Raw genomic sequence first — 16,738 nt, 5'->3', positions numbered from 1 at the left:
GCGCGTCCTCACGACCAGCCGGCGGCGAGCGGCACCGCGCGGGCCGGTGGATGGCCGCCACGGCATTTGCGCACCTGCACCCGCAACGAGGGCTCGCTTTCCAGCTCCAGCCGCAACGCCGCCGGCGAAGCCTGCACGGCATGCCGGTGATCGCGGAACACGAAGGCCAGCGCCTTGCCGGTATCGGCCGCCACCTGCAGGCGACGCAAGGCGCGGTCGTCCGCCTGCAGCGGCCACGCCAGCACCGCCGCGCAGCTGCCCGAGCGCAGGCATTGCTCGGCGGCCCACAGCACATCGCGTTCGTCGGCCTGCACGATATCCACCCATGCCATCACCACGCCGCGCGCTTCCCAACCCGGCGCATAGGGCAGATAGGGCGGCGCGATCACCATCACGCTGCGTGCCGCCTGCGTGAGCCGGGCCAGCGTAGGCAGCACCAGCTGCAACTCGCCGATGCCATCGGCAGGCAGCAGGATTTCCGTCAGCGCGTGTTCCGGCCAGCCGCCGATGGGCAATGCCGCATCCAGCGCGGGCCAGCCGGTCGACTGCGTGCTGCCCGGCAACGACGCACCGCGCCCCTGCCAGACCTGGCGGGCATCGAGCAGCGCATCGAGGGCAAGCAGCTGGCCCATGGTGTCAGCGCAAGGTGCGCAGGCAGCGAGTAACCACGCCCCAGACCGACAGCGTCTCGCCCTCCTTGAAAACGATGGGCTTGAAGTGCGCGTTCTCCGGCAGCAGGGCGACGTGCCCATCCACCTTGCCGAGCCGCTTGATGGTCAGCTCGCCGTTGACCATCGCCACCACGATATCGCCCTGGCGCGGCGCCAAGGCGCGATCCACCAGTACTTCGTCGCGGTCGAAAATGCCCGCGCCGATCATCGACCAGCCCGACACGCGGATGATGAAGGTGCTCGGCTCATGCCCAGGCAGCACCAGGTGTTCATTGAGGTCGACCACCTCGTCCACCGCATCGTCCGCCAGCGTCGGCACGCCGGCCGGCACGCGGCTCAGGAAAGCGGTGAGCGCCACGGTCGAGGGCGTCATGGACAGCGGGCGCGGCGCCTCCAGCGCGGCCGGGCTGCGGTAGGCCTCCAGATAGGCCTGCACCGCCGGCACCTGGCTTTCAGGCACGCGGATGCGCTGGCTGGGCTCGCCAGCCGGGCGGCCGGCGCCCGGGCGACTTCCACCGTGGTCGGAAGGAGGCATGGGTCATCTTGATTAACGGGACGATATTCAAGATACCATCATCCCGATCTCAGCGTCCGAGATAGATAGCGTCGTGCCTGCCACGCCCGGCGAGGTTGACACGCCAGCCTCACAAAATGAGAATTGTTCTCAATAATGCCAACTAGCGGCCTCGTTTCGAGGCCCGGCCAAGGACATACCACGTGATCACGCTCTGTGCGCTGCTGCTGAACCTGGCGGGCGCTGCACTGGTTTACCTCGCGAGCAGCCAGCAACGACTGCTGGCCGTGCCGCTGCCATCGCCAGGCCGGGTGGCCGGCTGGCTGTTGATCATGGCTGGCGTGGTCCTCTGGCTGCTCGCCGCCGGCATCGGCGCGGGTATCGCCGCCGCCCTGACGACCTTGATGCTGGCCTGGGTCATCCTTCCCTACCTCGCCTGGTGGCGCGGGTCGGATGGTGGGGAAACGCACACCTCATGATCGCCCGCTGTCTCGCCGGCACGTTGCTTGGCTTCCCACTCGCCGCGGCCCTGCTGGCCTTGCTGCTGCACCTTTTGCCCGGGCATGGCGAGGCCTTCCTGATACCGGTGCTGATCCTGTTCTTCCCGCTATGGATCGCCTTCATGGCGGGCGCTTATATGTTCCGTAGCGGCAGGCGCGCCTGGCTGGTCCTGGGCGTCGCCAATGCCGCCGCCTTCCTCACGCTGTGGGCCGGACGCCTGGCGGGTTTCTGAGACAAGGACGCCAGTATGAAAGCCACCACCCTTCGCACCTACCAGACGGTGCATACCTGGACCGGCCTGCTCGCCGGCTTCGCCCTGTTCGTGGCGTTCTATGCGGGTGCGCTGACCGTCTTCCACGACGACATCGCCACCTGGCAAAACCCGCCGTGGCGTAGCGCGGTGGACGCCGATGTGCCGGTCGACACGCTGATCGAGTGCCTGCTTGCCACTCATCCGGCAGCGAAGGACGATTTCGGCATCGTGCTGCCCGCCGATAGCTCGCACGCCGCCTATGCGTACTGGCAGGACAAGGACGACACCCGCTTCGCCACCGCCAGCCAGCTAAGCGCCCCGCGCGCTGACGCCGCCGAGAACGAGCTGGCCGATTTCGTCTACGCCCTGCACGACTCGCTCGGCCTGCCGGTGGTGGGCCTGTACCTGATGGGCATCGTCAGCGTGTTGTATGGCCTGGCGCTGGTGTCGGGCATCCTGATCCATCTGCCGCAACTGGTGAAGGACCTGTTCGCCATGCGGGTGGGGCGCAACCTCAAGCGCCTCTGGCAGGACGCCCACAACGCCATCGGCGTGATCAGCCTGCCGTTCCATGTGATTTTCTCGGTCACCGGCGCGCTGTTCTGCCTGTTCGCCATCACGCTGGCGGCGCTCAATACCATCGCCTTCGACGGCAAACTGTTCGACGCCTTCGCCAAGGCGACCCAGACCACGCCCGCGGTCACCGCCAGTGGCACGCCGGCGAGCATGCTTTCCACCGGGCAACTGATGGCGCGCGCACGTGCCACCGCACTCGCCAACGGCGTGACGACGTTCCGGCCGGACTATCTGCACTTCGTGCACTACGGCGATCGCAACGCCGTGGCGGAAGTGCGCGGACTCTCGCAACACACGCTGGGCACCTACGGCACGGTGGCGCTGTCCGCCCGCGATGGCAGCGTGCTTGCCACCCATGTCGGCGATGCCTATACGCTCAACGGCATCAGCTATGCCGCGCTGTTCGGCCTGCACTTCGGCAGCTTCGGCGGACGCACGGTGCAATGGCTGTACTTCGTGCTGGGCCTGGCCGGCGCGTTCCTGTTCTATTCGGGCAACCTGCTGTGGATCGAGTCGCGCCGCAAGCGCCGCCACCTCGACCAGCCGCGCCGCACGCAGGTGATGGCGCGCGCCACCATCGGCGTGTGCATCGGCAGCTGCCTGGCCATTTCCGGCGCGTTCGCGGCCACCTGGGTCGCCGTGCGACTGCACATGGATGCCGGCCTGCCGCAACGCGTGGCCTGCTACGGCCTGTTCCTGGCCGCTTGCGCCTATGCCTGCGTCCGCCCGATCGCGCGGGCGACGGTGGAGCTGCTCGTCGCCACGGCCGTGCTCACCCTGGCCGTAGCGGTGATCGACCTGATCGGCAATGCCGTCAACTTCGCCCAGGCCTGGACGCCGCTGGGCGGGCGCGTGCTGGGCGTGGACCTCACCGGCATTGCACTGGGCATCGTCTTCGCCTGCCTGGCACGCGCGAGCGCCCGACGAGCCCGCCATGGTGGCGCGCATAGCGTGTGGTCGCTTCGCGCTGGCCGAGGCCGCGGGCCAGCAGGGAATCAGTAGGCCATGCGCACCGAGTTGAGCCGGGCCGCCGCCGGACCGTCGCTCATCAGCGCTATCTCGTCCCACACGGTGTCTTCCTCGCCATCGGCAATCAGCTCATAGGCGCTGCGCCCGCCAAACGCGTGCTGGTTCCGGCACATCCAACGCACCGCGCGCTGCCGGTCGCCCAGGCTCTGCACCAACATGGTGGCCAGCGTGGCATGACGCTGTTCCAGCAAACCAAAGGCGCGCTCCATCACGTCATTCCGCAAGGCATTGATCTGAGCAAGCTCCGCGGCGACATCCTGAAACTTGAGCGTAACTTTGCGCATACGTTGGTTCCTTTGGCCCAAAACGCCTTTCATTCGCCCACAGCGACCGGGCGCCCCCGGCACCGCCGGGACATGCCGCACATTGCGCCGGCGCGGCTGGATCATGCGGAAGCGTTTGCTGAATCCGCGTGAATTCGGCGCCCCTGTTCAGGGCTGGCGAAGAATCGCCACGATCTTGGCCAGCACTTCGTCGTTGAGATACAGCTGGTGGCCATCCCTGACGATCGTGGTGGATTCCGCGCCGGCAAGGATGGCGCTCTGCAACGGCACGATGCCGTCACCCGGCGGCTGCGCCCCCGGAAGACTGCCGGCAAAGGTGTCATAGCGGACCCCTGGAATGGGCATCAGCGATTGCGAGGCGCGGCTCACGGGCTGATCCGCGCGCAGGGTGCTGATGCTGCTCAGGCCTTCCTTTTTGTAGTCCGCCGTCAACTCGGGTGAGACGTGGGCTCGATTCGCGTTGGTCACGCGCAACAGCGTATCCAGTTCCGGCGCATGCACCCGCACCAGGCGTACCGCCAGATGACCGATGAAATCGTCGGCTACCGGGCTGCCCCGGTGCGGCGTGGCCAGGAAAATCGCGCGCCCTATGCCGGGATAGGCATTGAAGTGAAAGATGCTGTCTACCGTGGCGATGTCGGCGGGGTTGCCGGTCAACGCCGTCACCGGCTCATCGAAAACCGCATTCCAGACCACCTCGCCACTATTGGCCGCAAGCAGCCGCGAGATCACGCCGCCCAGGCTGTGCCCGATCAGCACCATGTGCTGCCTCGCCGGCGCGGTGCCCGATGGATCGAGCAGGCTCCAGCCGTGATCGAGAAACTGCGCCACGCGATGACGGTCGAGCAGTATCGGCGTGCTGGTGGGATACACCACATGCCAGACCTGATAACGCGCGCGCAGGTCCGGCGAGCCGAGAATCATGTTGGTCAACCGAGCCCAGATCAGCGGGCTGCGTCCAAGCCCATGCAGCATGATGATGGGCGTCTTGTTCGGGTCGTAATCCTCCAGCAGGTACAAGCCCTCGCGAACCGTCAGCTGGCTGCCGCCCAGCAGGTTCCAGATGGCCAGCCGGCCGATGCCCGATTTATCGAATGCCGCCGCGTAGGGCGCCGTGACATCACTGGCCAGCGCGACATCATGGCCGGCCAGCTTGATGGTCGGATGCAGAAACGGATCGGTCATTACCAAATGAGGGGTGCCGAGCCTGCCCGGCTCGACCCATGCCGTCACCGGACGGAATATCCCTTCCGGAGGAAAGAGCTGGCACACCGGTCGATCAGTGCAACGCGGCTGCATCGCCACCAGGGAAATACCAAAGCCGGCTGTCGCATGACGCGCACCCATCACGGGAGGTACGGCCACCGCATCCGCGCGGACCAGTGCCACCGCCCCCGACAAGGCGCTGGATACGCCGCGAAATTCGATATCGAGCTTGGCACCGCTGATCTTGATCGTCCTGGACGTCCACTGCTGCGGCTCGCGGCTGAGCAGGATATCCAGCAGCAGGCTGGTGCAACGGTTGCCGATGGCCTCGGCCTCCTGCTGTCGCCCCGCATCGGTTGAGTCCAGCGCCAGGTAAGCCAGCGAAGCGCATTGCATGGCGATCTGGGCCGACAGCTCGGGATCGGACTGATAGGACAGATCCCGCCACAGCGTCCTGGCTTCGACCAGGGGATCCGCCGGCGAGGTCGCCGGATGCCATGCCGTGCCGCAGGAAGACAACACGTAGCAGAGTGCCAGCACGCCCAGCCGGCGCCACCCCGGCATCGCGGCATACGCCAACCATCTGCGCAGCCAATGAGGTGATGACGGATCACGCAAGGCGTACCGCGCGTCACGACCTTTGGAGTGGCGCATGCAAGCTCTCGTCACCTGCAGAAGCTTCGACCCGCGCGCATCGACTGACCGCGCGCCCCCGATCCAGCGCGATCAACTTACGCTCTTCGTCCGGTGGACGCACCTGCCCCGAAAGCCGGGTTTACCGTTACTGCAGGCGCGGCGGCGCCATGGCCGCCATGGCTGCCTGGCGTCAACGGCCGAAAGTGATTTCCCTGCCCTCGTGATCGCGATCCCAACCGCGCAATTCGTCGCGGATGTGGGCGACACGCTGGCGGCCGAGCGCGTTGCGCTCCTCGTCCAGTACCTGGCCATCGAGCAGTTCGGCCAGCCGCTGCGCCGTGGGCAGCATGGTGTCCCAGGCGTCCAGTGCGGTAATCGGCGCCGGCAAGGTCATGAAGAAACTCAAGCCCGGCGTGCGCAGCGCATCGAGCCGGGTCAGGTCGAAATTGCCGGGCTTGAGCATATTGGCCACGCTGAAGACCGGCCCAAGCTCGCGCTTGCCGTCCACCAGGCGGTGATAGATGCCCATGTCGCCGAATTCCAGGCCCGCCTTCTCGGCGGCCACGATCAGGTCGGCGCCATTGAACACGCTGCCTTCGCGCGCCACCACGAACAGCGTGACGATGCGCTCGACCGGCATGCGCTCGGGGCGGCGACCCACGTCCGAGCGCGGCGGCACTCGTGGGGTGGCCGGCGCTGTAGCCGGAGCAGGTACCGGTGCCGGTGCCACCGGCGGCTCGGCTGCCGCGACACGCGGCGGCGCGGGCTCGCTGGAGGTGGCGCCGGAGAGGCTCTGCTCGAACTGCTCCGGCGGCGCACGCAGCGCATCGACGATCGACGCGGCGATGCCCGACGGCTTGTTGACCGGCGCGGGCGTCGCCTTCTCCTTGCCGTCGCGGCCGCCGGCCAGCGTGGCGCCAAGACGCTCGAGTTCTTCGCGCAACCCCATGTCCAGCTCGCCCTGCTGCGGCGACGGGTGGTCCAGCGGATCCATGTGGAAGTCGTCGCGCGCGCTGAACGAGGGCTCGTCCGACACCTCGGCGTCGTCGCCGAAGGTGGGTTCGCGACGCTCGCCGGATGTGTTGGGTACGACGCGCCGCCTGCCCTGCTCCTTCTTCGGCTGGCCGAACAGCCAGATCAGCGCCAGCACGATCAGGCCGACGATCAGCAGCGGAATACCGACGGCGGGGTTCCAGGCGAAGGCGAGCACGGGTTGCACGGTCATAGGGAAAATCCTCAGGCTGCGCCTGCAAGTTTAGCCGCTTCGGCGAGGTCGACCTGCACCAGGCGGGACACGCCCGGTTCGCGCATGGTCACGCCGCAAAGCTGCGAGGCCGCCTCCATGGTGGCCTTGTTGTGACTGACAAAGATGAACTGCACCTTCTCGCTCATCTCCTTCACCATGCTGGAGAAGCGCCCCACATTGGCTTCATCGAGCGGCGCGTCCACCTCGTCCAGCAGGCAGAACGGCGCCGGGTTGAGGCCAAAGATGGCGAACACCAGCGACACCGCCGTCAACGCCTTCTCGCCACCGGACAGCAGGGTGATGTTGGAGACGCGCTTGCCGGGCGGACGCGCCATGATCGCCACGCCGGTATCGAGCAGGTCGTCGCCGGTGAGTTCGAGGTAGGCATGGCCGCCGCCGAACAGGCGCGGGAACAGCTCCTGCACGCCCGCATTGACGCGGTCGAAGGTTTCCTTGAAGCGCTGGCGCGTCTCGCGGTCGATCTTCTTGATCGCCGCCTCCAGCGTCTCCATCGCGCTGACCAGGTCGGCCAGCTGGTTGTCGAGATAGGTCTTGCGCTCGCTCTGCTCGGCGTGTTCCTGGATCGCCGCCAGGTTCACCGGCTCCAGGCGGGCGATCTTCTGGCCGATGTCGGCGAGCTGCGAACGCCACTGGCTGGCGTCGGCATCCTCAGCGAGTTCGGCCAGCAGCGGCTCCAGCTCCAGGCCCGAAGCGGTGATCGCCTCGGCCAGCTGCTCCGCGCGCAGGTGCAGGGCCTGGGCGGCCAGCTTCTTTTGCGACAGGTTTTCACGCAGGCCATTGAGGACCTGCTCGATGCGATGACGCTCCTGCTCCAGCCGACGGAACTCGGCATCGCAATCTTCCAGCGCGCGACGCGCTTCCACCAGTTGCTTGTCCACCAGCAGGCGCTGATCGAGATAGGCCTGGCGCTCGGCTTCCAGCTCCGCGATGGGGTCGGAGCCGGCGGCCAGCTGCTCGGTAATTTCGGTGCGGCGCGCCTCGATCTGGCGGATCTGCGAATCCATGCGCGCCAGCGCCTGCTCCAGCGAGGTCAGCGCGGAACGCTTGGACTCCATCGACAGTGCCAGCGCGTGCGCCTGGTCGGCCGCCTCGCGGGCGTTCATGCGCGCTTCCTCGCGTGCTTCCAGCAAGGCGCGGCGTTCGTTCTCCAACTCGCGGCGCTGGTCTTCCAGGTCGCCCATATGGCCGACCGATTCGTCCAGGCGCGCACGCGCATCGCGTGTCTGCGACTGCAGCTCATCGAGCTGGTTGATCAGGTCGGACAGCTCGCCGGCCACCTTTTCGGCACGGGCGCGGGCGGTTTCCATCTTGCCGCGATGGCTCTGCAACTGGCCGGCCAGCTCGGACTGGCGACGGTGCGCGTTGTACAGCTCGCGCTGGGCATCGTCGCGGGCGCGTTCGGCCTCGAACTTGCGCGTGCGCAGGTCATCGAGGGTATTGGTGGCTTCCTCGATGCGTTCTTCCAGCGCCGTGATCTGCTCGGCCAACGTGCGCATCTCACGCTCGCGCGCCAGCACACCCACCTGGTTGCCCTGCGCGCGGCGCACACGAGCCCAGCCTGGGCCCAGCCATTCGCCGGTACGCGTCATCACCGACTGGTACGGCGCCAGCGCGGACAACCCGGCCACGATCTGGTGCGCATGCTCGATCGAATCGGCGGTCAGCACATGACTGAGGATGGAAATGGCGGCAGCGGGGCCGCGCACATGCGCCGCCAGCGTGCCGGCAGTGTTGACGCCTCCCTCGGCAGCATCGACCAGGGCCACGTCGGCGTTCTCCAGCGCGCCGAACTCGCTCGCCAGCGCATGCGAGCCATCCACCAGCACGGCGTCGAGGAAGCCCGCCAGCGCGGTTTCCACTGCGGTTTCCCAGCCGGCTTCCACCTGCAGCGATTCGCCGAGGCGACGCGACTTGTCCAGGCACAGCCGAGCCAGCCAACCGCTGGCGGCGCTTTCTTCCTGGCCCAGCGCGGCATGCTGCAGGGCTTCGAGCGAGGCCTGGCGGCCGCGTGCGCTCTGCAATTGCTGGCGCGCCTCGTTGAGCGAGGACTGCACCTGGCGTTCCTCGTCCAGCACTTTCTCATAGCTGGCCTTGTGCTGATCGAGCAGGCCGCCCAGCGACTCCACCCGCTCGCGCTGGGTATCGTGTTCGATATGCAGTTGTTCGGAGGCGGCATCCAGCGCGGCCACGTCGGTGGCTTTCTGCTCGGCTTCCAGCGCTTCGCGACGGCGCGACAGGTCGATGGCCTGGCGGTCCAGATAATTGAGCTTGGTGCGCTCCACCTCGGCGGCGCGGCTGGATTCGCCAGCCGTGCGGGTGTGCGCGTCCCAGCGCTGCTGCCAGTCGGCCAGCTTGGCCTCGGTTTCCCGCACCGACTCGGCGGTGTCGTCCTGCATCTGCTGCAGGGCCTCGAGCTTGGGCTCGCCCTCGGCCAGCGCCAGGCGCAGGGCTTCCAACTGCGTGCGGTCGTTGGCGATGTGCTCGGCCAGCTCGGCATGCTCGCGCTCGGCATCGGCCTGGGCGCGCTGCAGGCGGTCGGCCGTCTCGCGGTTGTAGCGCACCTGCTGTTCGACGCGGGCGATCTCGGCGCCAACCTTGTAGACCTCGGCCTGCACCGCGTTCAAATGCTCGCTGGCGCCAGTGTGGCGCTCGCGCACGCTTTCCAGCTGCGCTTCGATATGGCGCTGGCCGGCCAGCTGCTTCTCGATCTCGATCTCGGCGGCGGACAGGCCGGCGCCTTCGCCATCGTGCTGGCTCTTCAGCCCGCGGTATTCGAGCGCGCGCAGCTCGGCTTCCTTGCGCGTCTGCTCTTCCTTCAGCGCCTTCCAGCGCTCGGCCGCGCGGGCCTGGCGGTTGAGGTGTTCGAGCTGCTTGTCCACCTCGTCGCGCACGTCGCGCACGCGGTCGAGGTTTTCGCGGGTGGACTTGATGCGGCTCTCGGTTTCCTTGCGGCGCTCCTTGTACTTGGAGATGCCGGCGGCCTCTTCCAGGTGCGTGCGCAGCTCGTCGGGCGCGGCCTCGACGATCTGGCTGATCATGCCCTGCTCGATGATCGAGTAGCTGCGCGGACCCAGGCCGGTGCCCAGGAACAAATCCGTGATGTCACGGCGACGACAGCGCGCGCCGTTGAGGAAATAGGCGGACTGGCCATCGCGGGTGACCTGGCGCTTCACCGAGATCTCGGCGTACTGGCCGTATTCGCCCTGGATGGTGCCGTCGGCGTTGTCGAAGATCAGCTCCACCGTGGCCTGGCCCACCGGCTTGCGCGCGTTGGAGCCGGAGAAGATCACGTCGGTGAGCGAGTCGCCGCGCAGGCGGCTGGCCGCGCTCTCGCCCATTACCCAGCGAATGGCGTCGATGATGTTGGACTTGCCGCAGCCGTTGGGCCCCACCACGCCGGTCATATTGGTCGGCAGATGCAGGGTGGTCGGGTCCACGAAGGACTTGAAACCGGCGAGTTTGATGGTGGTCAGGCGCATGCGGGCATCAACATCTAATGAGGGATGCCCGAGGCACTCGGGCGATGGGTCACTGTGCCAAACGCGGGCCGCTGCCGCAACGCGCTTCGGCAGGATATTTCACTTTAATAATGACACTTAGGTCAATGTTATTAAAGGTTTTATTAGGATAACTACCAGTCATCCCTGACGTCACCCCAGCGAAAGCCGGGATCCAGCGACTTTCCGGGGCGCCGGAGCGCCAAAGGCGCTGGTCCAGCTTTCGCCGGAATGACGGGAGGACGATTACTCGCCCGGCGCCTTCGCCTCGATCGACAGCGCATGGATGCCGTTGTCCATCAGCCCCTGCAAGGCGGCATAGACCAGCCGATGGCGCTTGATCGACAACTGCCCGGCGAACGCCGCGCTGACGATGCGCACGTGGAAATGTCCCTTGCCCGCGTTGGCGTGGCCGGCGTGCTTGTGCCCCTCGTCCACCACGTCCAACACCACCGGGTCGAGCGCCTGCTGCAGGCGCTCGCGGATCTGCTCGACCATCGGCGCGCTCATGCCGGCGGCAGCGCCTTGCGGAACGGCTTGACGCTGACGCTGGCATAGACGCCCGCGTCCACGTACGGATCGACCTTGGCCCAGGCCTCCGCCTCGGCCTGCGAGGGGAACTGGGCCAGGATCAGGCTGCCGGTGAAGCCGGCCGGGCCCGGGTCTTCGGACTCGATGGCCGGGAAGGCGCCCGCCACCAGCAGGCGGCCCTCGTCCAGCAGCTTTTGCAGGCGCTCGATATGGGCGGGGCGAGCGGACTTACGTTTCTCAAGCGAATCAGGCACATCCGTACCCATGATGGCAAACCACATGAATCAGGCCTCCGGGCGCATATAGGGGAACAGCAGCACGTCGCGGATGGACGACGCGTTGGTCAGCAGCATCACCAGGCGGTCGATGCCGATGCCCAGGCCGCCGGTGGGCGGCAGGCCTACTTCCAGCGCGCGGATGTAGTCGGCGTCGAAGTGCATGGCCTCGTCGTCGCCGGAGGCCTTGGCCTCTACCTGGGCCTGGAAGCGCGCGGCCTGGTCTTCCGGGTCGTTCAATTCGGAGAAGCCGTTGGCGATCTCCTTGCCGTTGACGAACAGCTCGAAGCGGTCGGTGATGCCCGGGTCGGTATCGCTTTCGCGGGCCAGCGGCGAGACTTCCACCGGATGCTGGGTAATGAAGGTCGGCTGGATCAGGGTGTGTTCCACCGTCTTCTCGAAGATCTCCAGCAGCAGGCGGCCCCAGCCGAAATCGGCCTTCACCTGGCAGCCCAGACGCTTGGCATGAGCCGCCATCGCCTCGCGGTCGCGCAGGTCCTCGCGGCGGATTTCCGGGTTCAGTTCAAGCACGGCGTCCTCCATGCTCCAGCGGCGGAACGCCGGGCCGACGTCGATCTCTGTGCCTTCCCAGGTGAGCCTGGTGGTGCCGATCACCGCCTTGGCCGCCTCGCGGATCACGGCCTCGGTGAGGTCCATGATCTCGGTGTAGGTGGCGTAGGCCTGGTACAGCTCCAGCATGGTGAATTCGGGGTTGTGCCGGGTGGACACGCCCTCGTTGCGGAAGTTGCGGTTGATCTCGTACACGCGGTCGAAGCCGCCCACCACCAGGCGCTTGAGGTACAGCTCCGGCGCCACGCGCAGGTACAGGTCCATGTCCAGCGCGTTGTGGTGCGTGATGAACGGGCGCGCGGTGGCGCCGCCCGGGATCACGTGCATCATCGGCGTTTCCACTTCCATGAAGCGGCGCGGCTCGGCCTCCAGCCACTTGCGGATGAAGCCGATGATCTTCGAGCGCTGCGCAAAGGTGCGGCGGGCTTCCTCGGTGACGATCAGGTCGACGTAGCGCTGGCGATAGCGCTGCTCCACGTCGGCCAGGCCATGACGCTTGTCCGGCAGCGGACGCAGGCTCTTGGTGAGCAGGCGCAGCCCATCCACCTTGACCGACAGTTCGCCGGTCTTGGTGCGCATCAGCACGCCCTCGGCGCCCACGATGTCGCCCAGGTCCCAGCCCTTGAAGGCCTTGAAGGTGTCTTCGCCCACCGTGCCCTGGTGGATGAACAGCTGGATGCGGCCGCTGAAATCCTGCATCTGCACGAACGCCACCTTGCCCTGGTCGCGCTTGAGCAGGATGCGACCGGCCACCTTCACGCGGCGGGCGGCGCCTTCGATGGCCTCGGCCGTCCAGCGCTCCCCGTCGGCGAACTCGGCCTGCAGGTCGCCGGCGAACGCATCGACCTTGAAGTCATTCGGGAAGGCCACGCCCTGCCCGCGCAACGCCTTGAGTTTCTCGCGACGCTCGGCGATGAGTTTGTTCTCGTCCTGGGGGACGGACTCGGCGGGTGCCTGGGCGGGAGAAACGTTGTCGCTGGTCATGCGTGGGTTCCAGTCTGGGTGTTGTTTTGTTGCCGTTTGAAGCCGTGCCCGCGTGAAGCCAGTACGGCAATATGTTCAAGGCGCCATCCCTGCGAAGGCAGGAATGACGAGCCCCGTAAGTCGATCTAGCCCGAAAGCGCGTGAGCTTTACGCATCCACGCGCTTGGCGCCCGCATCCAGGCCGGATTTCAAGCTGGCCTCGATGAATTCGTCGAGGTCGCCGTCGAGCACCTTCTGCGTGTCCGAGCGCTCGACGCCGGTGCGCAGGTCCTTGATGCGGCTCTGGTCCAGCACGTAGTTGCGGATCTGGCTGCCCCAGCCGATATCCGACTTGGTGGCTTCCAGCGCGTCCTTCTCGGCATTGCGCTTCTGCACTTCCAGCTCGTACAGCTTGGCGGCCAGCATTTTCATGGCGCGGTCGCGGTTGGCGTGCTGGCTGCGCTCGGTCTGGCAGGCCACCACCACGCCGGTCGGCACGTGGGTGATGCGCACCGCCGATTCGGTCTTGTTCACGTGCTGGCCGCCGGCGCCGGACGAGCGATACACGTCGGTCTTGAGGTCGGCCGGGTTGATGTCGATGTCGATGTCGTCATCCACTTCCGGCGACACGAACACCGAGGTGAAGCTGGTGTGGCGGCGGTTGTCCGAGTCGAACGGGCTCTTGCGCACCAGGCGGTGCACGCCGATCTCGGTCTTCAGCCAGCCATAGGCGTAGTCGCCCTCCACGCGGAAGGTGGCGGACTTGATACCGGCCACTTCGCCGCCGGACACTTCCAGCAGCTCGGTCTTCCAGCCGCGCGACTCGGCCCAGCGCAGGTACATGCGCAGCAGGATTTCGGCCCAGTCCTGCGCCTCGGTGCCGCCGGCGCCGGCCTGGATGTCCACGAAGGCGTTGTTGGCGTCCATCTTGCCGGAGAACATGCGCTGGAATTCCAGCTTGGCCACCTTGGCCTCCAGCCCGGCAAGATCGGCGATCACCGACTGGATGGTGTCCTCGTCGCCATCGGCGGCGGCCATCTCCAGCAACTCGCTGGCGTCGGTCAGGCCAGCCGTGAGGCTGTCGATGCCGCTGACGATGGTGTCCAGGCGGGCGCGCTCGCGGCCCAGTTCCTGCGCGCGCGGCGGATCGTCCCACACGGTGGGGCTTTCCAGTTCGCGGCTTACTTCTTCGAGACGCTCACGCTTGGTGGCGTAGTCAAAGATACCCCCTAAGCGACTCGACGCGGCCCTTGAGGTCCGCAATCTGCGCGAGGATCGGATTGGTTTCGATCATGGATGGGAAGTCTTGGGAAAACGGCCCCCCATGGTAGCAGAGCCCCAGGGCGGTCGGGGTCGACGCCCGTCGCAGCCGTACGTGAAACCGACATGTGAGACTGCCTATACTCCGCGCTCCTCGACCGGCAAGGACGCATCGGATGAAGTCTTGGTTCATGGTGGGCCTGGCCGCGCTGGCCACGGTGACGACAGGCTCGTCATGGGCGCAAAGCGCCCCGGCGTCGGCATCGTCCAGCCCGAGCGCGCCTGCCCCGGCGTCGATGAGCGCACCGCAGGCCGCGCAAGCCGTCAACGTCGCGCTCGCCAAGGCCGACGTGCCCGCCATGGCGGCGCTTTACCAGGAGAACCCGGATCCGGCCGTGCATGTGCTCGCCGCCATGGCGCTGGAGCGCATCCACTACAACCTGGACAAGGCGACGGAGGATGCCCGCCTGTGCGAGAAGGAACTGCTCGCCACGCGCCCCATGGTGGCGTTCTATTGCGCGCGCTTCGCCACCGGCAATATCCGCCTTGCCCAGGGCGACACCGCGGCCAACGATGAAGAGCTGGACATCGTCAAGCGCTTCGCCGGCCATGTTCCCCAGGACGAGCTCGACCGGATGACTCGCTACGTGGCCGAACGCCACGATATCCCGCCTTTCCGCCTGAGCAAACCGGAAGGCGACTTCACGATTCCCCTGCTCAAGGCTGCCTACGACCAACGCGGTGCCGTGATGCTGGTCGCCGCCAACGGCGAATCCGTCCGCATGACGCTGGACACCGGCGCCGGGGACATCATCATGGACATGGACACCGCCATGAAGCTCGGCGTGCGCGCCATCGGCATCGACAGCAAGACGCGCGGCATCCTGTCGAAGAACGTGCCTGTCACGCGCGGCACGCTGGAAGAGGCGCATTTCGGTCCGGTCACGCTGAGCCATGCACCCGTGGAAATCGTGCCGAACGATCGCCGACTGATCGGCCTGCACATCCTTCGCCAGCTGGGTGCCTTCCGATTCACCGAGCGCGAGCTCAACGTCTACGGCAAGAACGGCACGCGCCCTGCCTGCAAGGAGCCGATGCTCGTCTCCACCGACATGTGGGGCAACTACGTGCGCCCCGTCGTTGCGCTTTCCATCAACGGCATGCTGCGCACCACGCTGCTCGACACCGGCAGCGGCTTCTACTTCACCGGAAACCAGGCGGCGATGGATGAAGTGCAGTCCCGTGCGCACCAGAGCATGCGCCTTCGCGACATCGGCGATCAGCACCTGGCACGGGTAAAGCAGGCCACGGCCGATGTGCTCATTTCCGGCCAACCGATCCAGATGACCTTCGGTGTGTTCCCCGACGCGGATATCGCGTGGAACTACATCCTCGGCAGCCGCGCCCTCGGCGACATGGACTTCTATTTCGATTTCGAACAGCAGCACACCTGCGTGCTGGTGCACGACCACCTGCACTGACAGCGCCAAGGGCCATGTGGACGGCCTTGCTGCCCCGTGCGTCGTAGGGAATGTCGGATTCGCTGGACCACAATAAATTCTTTACAACCGCCCCGGGGCTTCTCGGCATGATGCCGCCGTCGCCCCTTCGTGGATCGGAATGACCAAGTCAAGGAAGACTGCCTCCAGTGCGACCGGAGCGTCGCTGCCGTGGCGTTATCGCCTCGTCGCCTGCTTGCTGCGTACAGCGTATTTCGGCCGTATCGGTGTTCGCGGCACGCCGCCGCCCGCCAAGGGCGCGCGCCTCGTGGTCAGCAGCCATCGCAACGGCGCCATCGACGGCTATACGGTGCTCAAAGCCTTTCCGCGTGCGCAGTTCCTGGTCTCGATCCAGTTGCTGCGCAGCCGAATGCTGCGCTGGATGTTCACCGGCATTGCCGTGGTGCGCGAGAAGGATCGCAAACGCTACGGCATCCAGCGTGCCGCGTTCGCTGATCCGGTCGACGCGGGTTGCGCGCATCTGCGTGCCGGTGGCGACCTGGTGGTGTTTCCGGAAGGCAGCAGCGAGTGGGGCTGCCGCCCTCTGCCTTATCAACGCGGCGCCGCCCGCATGGCCCGCCGCCTGCTGGAGGAAGGCGTTCCCGTAAGCGTGCTGCCCGTAGGCCTGCATTACGCGCGGCCGGATGGTTTCCGCTCGCATGTCGAGATCATGCTCGGGTCAACCATCACCCTGCCTGCACGCGAAGCGGAAGAGCCAACGCGCCAGTGGGAAAAACGAGTGCACGAAGCCATCGGCAAAGCATTGGACGCCGTATCCGTGCATTGTCGCGACGAGACCCACTTCAACGCCGTACAGGCGCGTGCGCGACACGCGCTTGCTGCTGGCGACTCATATGCCGAAGCCTTGCTCGCCGCACAGGGGCAACCCGAACTTGCGCCACCACCGACACAGCCGCATCGCAGTGGCCTTCACTGGATCTGGGACGGCCCGCTGCTCGCCTGCCTGACCCTGGCCTGCCTGCCGATCGCGCTCGCTGGCTGGTATGCGGGAAGCAAGGCCGATGGCCGCAACACGGTGACGTTCTTGCGCATGGCGGGCGGTTTCTTCGCGAGCTTCGTCTGGTTGCCGATAGCCGTGGCGTTAGCTGTCTGGCAACCGTGGATTGCCCTGCTGCTGGGCGTGTTGGCAGCGATGGGCTGGTGGCGTTACCCGCGCATGTGTCCGCAGGAATGACAACGAGTGAC

At 66.6% G+C, this 16,738-nt stretch carries 15 protein-coding genes; 5 read left to right on the top strand and 10 right to left on the bottom strand.

Translation table 11 applies throughout. The annotated features are described in order from the left end of the window. Positions 1-8: 8 nt before the first annotated feature. Together imuA and MJ606_RS06500 are read right to left on the bottom strand one after the other, a co-directional pair. Complete coding sequence (gene imuA, locus MJ606_RS06505) at positions 9-632, bottom strand: translesion DNA synthesis-associated protein ImuA (RefSeq protein ID WP_243048635.1); 624 nt, start codon at positions 630-632, stop codon at positions 9-11. A gap of 4 nt (positions 633-636) precedes the next feature. Continuing rightward, positions 637-1,206 carry a S24 family peptidase gene (locus tag MJ606_RS06500; protein ID WP_243048634.1) on the bottom strand — a complete coding sequence of 190 codons (570 nt, stop codon included), beginning with the start codon at positions 1,204-1,206 and terminating at the stop codon, positions 637-639. 182 nt (positions 1,207-1,388) lie between these two features. Here MJ606_RS06500 and MJ606_RS06495 point away from each other — a divergent pair, with 182 nt between their 5' ends. From MJ606_RS06495 to MJ606_RS06485, 3 genes are read left to right on the top strand one after another with little or no spacing between them, the layout of a single operon-like run. Then, positions 1,389-1,664, top strand: coding sequence for a hypothetical protein (locus MJ606_RS06495; RefSeq protein ID WP_243048633.1), 276 nt, complete (start codon positions 1,389-1,391; stop codon positions 1,662-1,664). Next, the gene (locus tag MJ606_RS06490; protein ID WP_243048632.1) at positions 1,661-1,918 is read left to right on the top strand and encodes a hypothetical protein; all 258 of its coding nucleotides are present in this window, start codon (positions 1,661-1,663) and stop codon (positions 1,916-1,918) included. Before MJ606_RS06495 ends, MJ606_RS06490 begins: the two co-directional genes overlap by 4 nt. Positions 1,919-1,933: 15 nt before the next feature. After that, positions 1,934-3,517 (top strand): PepSY-associated TM helix domain-containing protein, encoded by a 1,584-nt coding sequence (locus tag MJ606_RS06485; protein ID WP_243048631.1) that lies wholly within the window; start codon positions 1,934-1,936, stop codon positions 3,515-3,517. Here the strand turns inward: MJ606_RS06485 and MJ606_RS06480 are convergent. The 8 genes from MJ606_RS06480 to prfB form a co-directional block, all read right to left on the bottom strand. Beyond that, complete coding sequence (locus MJ606_RS06480; protein WP_243048630.1) at positions 3,511-3,828, bottom strand: antitoxin Xre/MbcA/ParS toxin-binding domain-containing protein; 318 nt, start codon at positions 3,826-3,828, stop codon at positions 3,511-3,513. The two genes, MJ606_RS06485 and MJ606_RS06480, sit on opposite strands and share 7 nt — an antisense overlap. A gap of 147 nt (positions 3,829-3,975) precedes the next feature. Then, positions 3,976-5,688, bottom strand: a complete 1,713-nt coding sequence (locus tag MJ606_RS06475; protein WP_243048629.1) for an alpha/beta fold hydrolase — start codon at positions 5,686-5,688, stop codon at positions 3,976-3,978. 172 nt (positions 5,689-5,860) lie between these two features. After that, a complete protein-coding gene (gene zipA / locus MJ606_RS06470) occupies positions 5,861-6,895 on the bottom strand; it encodes a cell division protein ZipA (protein WP_243048628.1) in 1,035 nt (344 codons plus the stop codon). An 11-nt stretch (positions 6,896-6,906) separates the two neighbouring features. Further along, on the bottom strand, positions 6,907-10,416 hold the full coding sequence (gene smc, locus MJ606_RS06465) for a chromosome segregation protein SMC (protein WP_243048627.1): 3,510 nt from the start codon (positions 10,414-10,416) through the stop codon (positions 6,907-6,909). 264 nt (positions 10,417-10,680) lie between these two features. Beyond that, entirely contained in the window at positions 10,681-10,944 is a 264-nt protein-coding gene (locus MJ606_RS06460; protein WP_243048626.1) for a BolA family protein, read from the bottom strand. Continuing rightward, a complete protein-coding gene (locus MJ606_RS06455) occupies positions 10,941-11,246 on the bottom strand; it encodes a YciI family protein (protein ID WP_243048625.1) in 306 nt (101 codons plus the stop codon). The genes MJ606_RS06460 and MJ606_RS06455 overlap by 4 nt, the downstream gene beginning before the upstream one ends. Before the next feature lie 3 nt (positions 11,247-11,249). Continuing rightward, positions 11,250-12,794, bottom strand: coding sequence for a lysine--tRNA ligase (gene lysS, locus MJ606_RS06450; RefSeq protein ID WP_243048624.1), 1,545 nt, complete (start codon positions 12,792-12,794; stop codon positions 11,250-11,252). 147 nt (positions 12,795-12,941) lie between these two features. Further along, a protein-coding gene (gene prfB / locus MJ606_RS06445) for a peptide chain release factor 2 (protein WP_243048623.1) occupies positions 12,942-14,067 on the bottom strand; the annotation gives its coding sequence in 2 pieces (ribosomal slippage) (positions 12,942-13,991 and positions 13,993-14,067; 1,125 coding nt in all). Positions 14,068-14,209: 142 nt separating this feature from the next. Between prfB and MJ606_RS06440 the strand changes: the two genes are divergently transcribed. Continuing rightward, positions 14,210-15,514 (top strand): retropepsin-like aspartic protease, encoded by a 1,305-nt coding sequence (locus tag MJ606_RS06440; RefSeq protein ID WP_243048622.1) that lies wholly within the window; start codon positions 14,210-14,212, stop codon positions 15,512-15,514. A 139-nt stretch (positions 15,515-15,653) separates the two neighbouring features. Next, positions 15,654-16,727 (top strand): 1-acyl-sn-glycerol-3-phosphate acyltransferase, encoded by a 1,074-nt coding sequence (locus MJ606_RS06435; RefSeq protein WP_243048621.1) that lies wholly within the window; start codon positions 15,654-15,656, stop codon positions 16,725-16,727. Positions 16,728-16,738 lie beyond the last annotated feature (11 nt).

The organism is Dyella sp. RRB7 (genome assembly GCF_022761115.1).
In the GTDB taxonomy this organism is placed as follows: Bacteria; Pseudomonadota; Gammaproteobacteria; order Xanthomonadales; family Rhodanobacteraceae; genus Dyella.
The sequence above is the reverse complement of the archived record's forward strand: the minus strand, read 5'-3'. Positions and strand labels throughout refer to the sequence as shown.

Excerpts from the sequence above, each read along its gene's own strand:
- imuA (WP_243048635.1), bottom strand. The coding sequence starts at position 632 with ATGGGCCAGCTGCTTGCCCTCGATGCGCTGCTCGATGCCCGCCAGGTC.
- MJ606_RS06500 (WP_243048634.1), bottom strand. The coding sequence starts at position 1,206 with ATGCCTCCTTCCGACCACGGTGGAAGTCGCCCGGGCGCCGGCCGCCCG.
- MJ606_RS06490 (WP_243048632.1), top strand. The coding sequence starts at position 1,661 with ATGATCGCCCGCTGTCTCGCCGGCACGTTGCTTGGCTTCCCACTCGCC.
- MJ606_RS06485 (WP_243048631.1), top strand. The coding sequence starts at position 1,934 with ATGAAAGCCACCACCCTTCGCACCTACCAGACGGTGCATACCTGGACC.
- MJ606_RS06480 (WP_243048630.1), bottom strand. The coding sequence starts at position 3,828 with ATGCGCAAAGTTACGCTCAAGTTTCAGGATGTCGCCGCGGAGCTTGCT.
- MJ606_RS06475 (WP_243048629.1), bottom strand. The coding sequence starts at position 5,688 with ATGCGCCACTCCAAAGGTCGTGACGCGCGGTACGCCTTGCGTGATCCG.
- zipA (WP_243048628.1), bottom strand. The coding sequence starts at position 6,895 with ATGACCGTGCAACCCGTGCTCGCCTTCGCCTGGAACCCCGCCGTCGGT.
- smc (WP_243048627.1), bottom strand. The coding sequence starts at position 10,416 with ATGCGCCTGACCACCATCAAACTCGCCGGTTTCAAGTCCTTCGTGGAC.
- MJ606_RS06460 (WP_243048626.1), bottom strand. The coding sequence starts at position 10,944 with ATGAGCGCGCCGATGGTCGAGCAGATCCGCGAGCGCCTGCAGCAGGCG.
- MJ606_RS06455 (WP_243048625.1), bottom strand. The coding sequence starts at position 11,246 with ATGTGGTTTGCCATCATGGGTACGGATGTGCCTGATTCGCTTGAGAAA.
- lysS (WP_243048624.1), bottom strand. The coding sequence starts at position 12,794 with ATGACCAGCGACAACGTTTCTCCCGCCCAGGCACCCGCCGAGTCCGTC.
- MJ606_RS06440 (WP_243048622.1), top strand. The coding sequence starts at position 14,210 with ATGAAGTCTTGGTTCATGGTGGGCCTGGCCGCGCTGGCCACGGTGACG.
- MJ606_RS06435 (WP_243048621.1), top strand. The coding sequence starts at position 15,654 with ATGACCAAGTCAAGGAAGACTGCCTCCAGTGCGACCGGAGCGTCGCTG.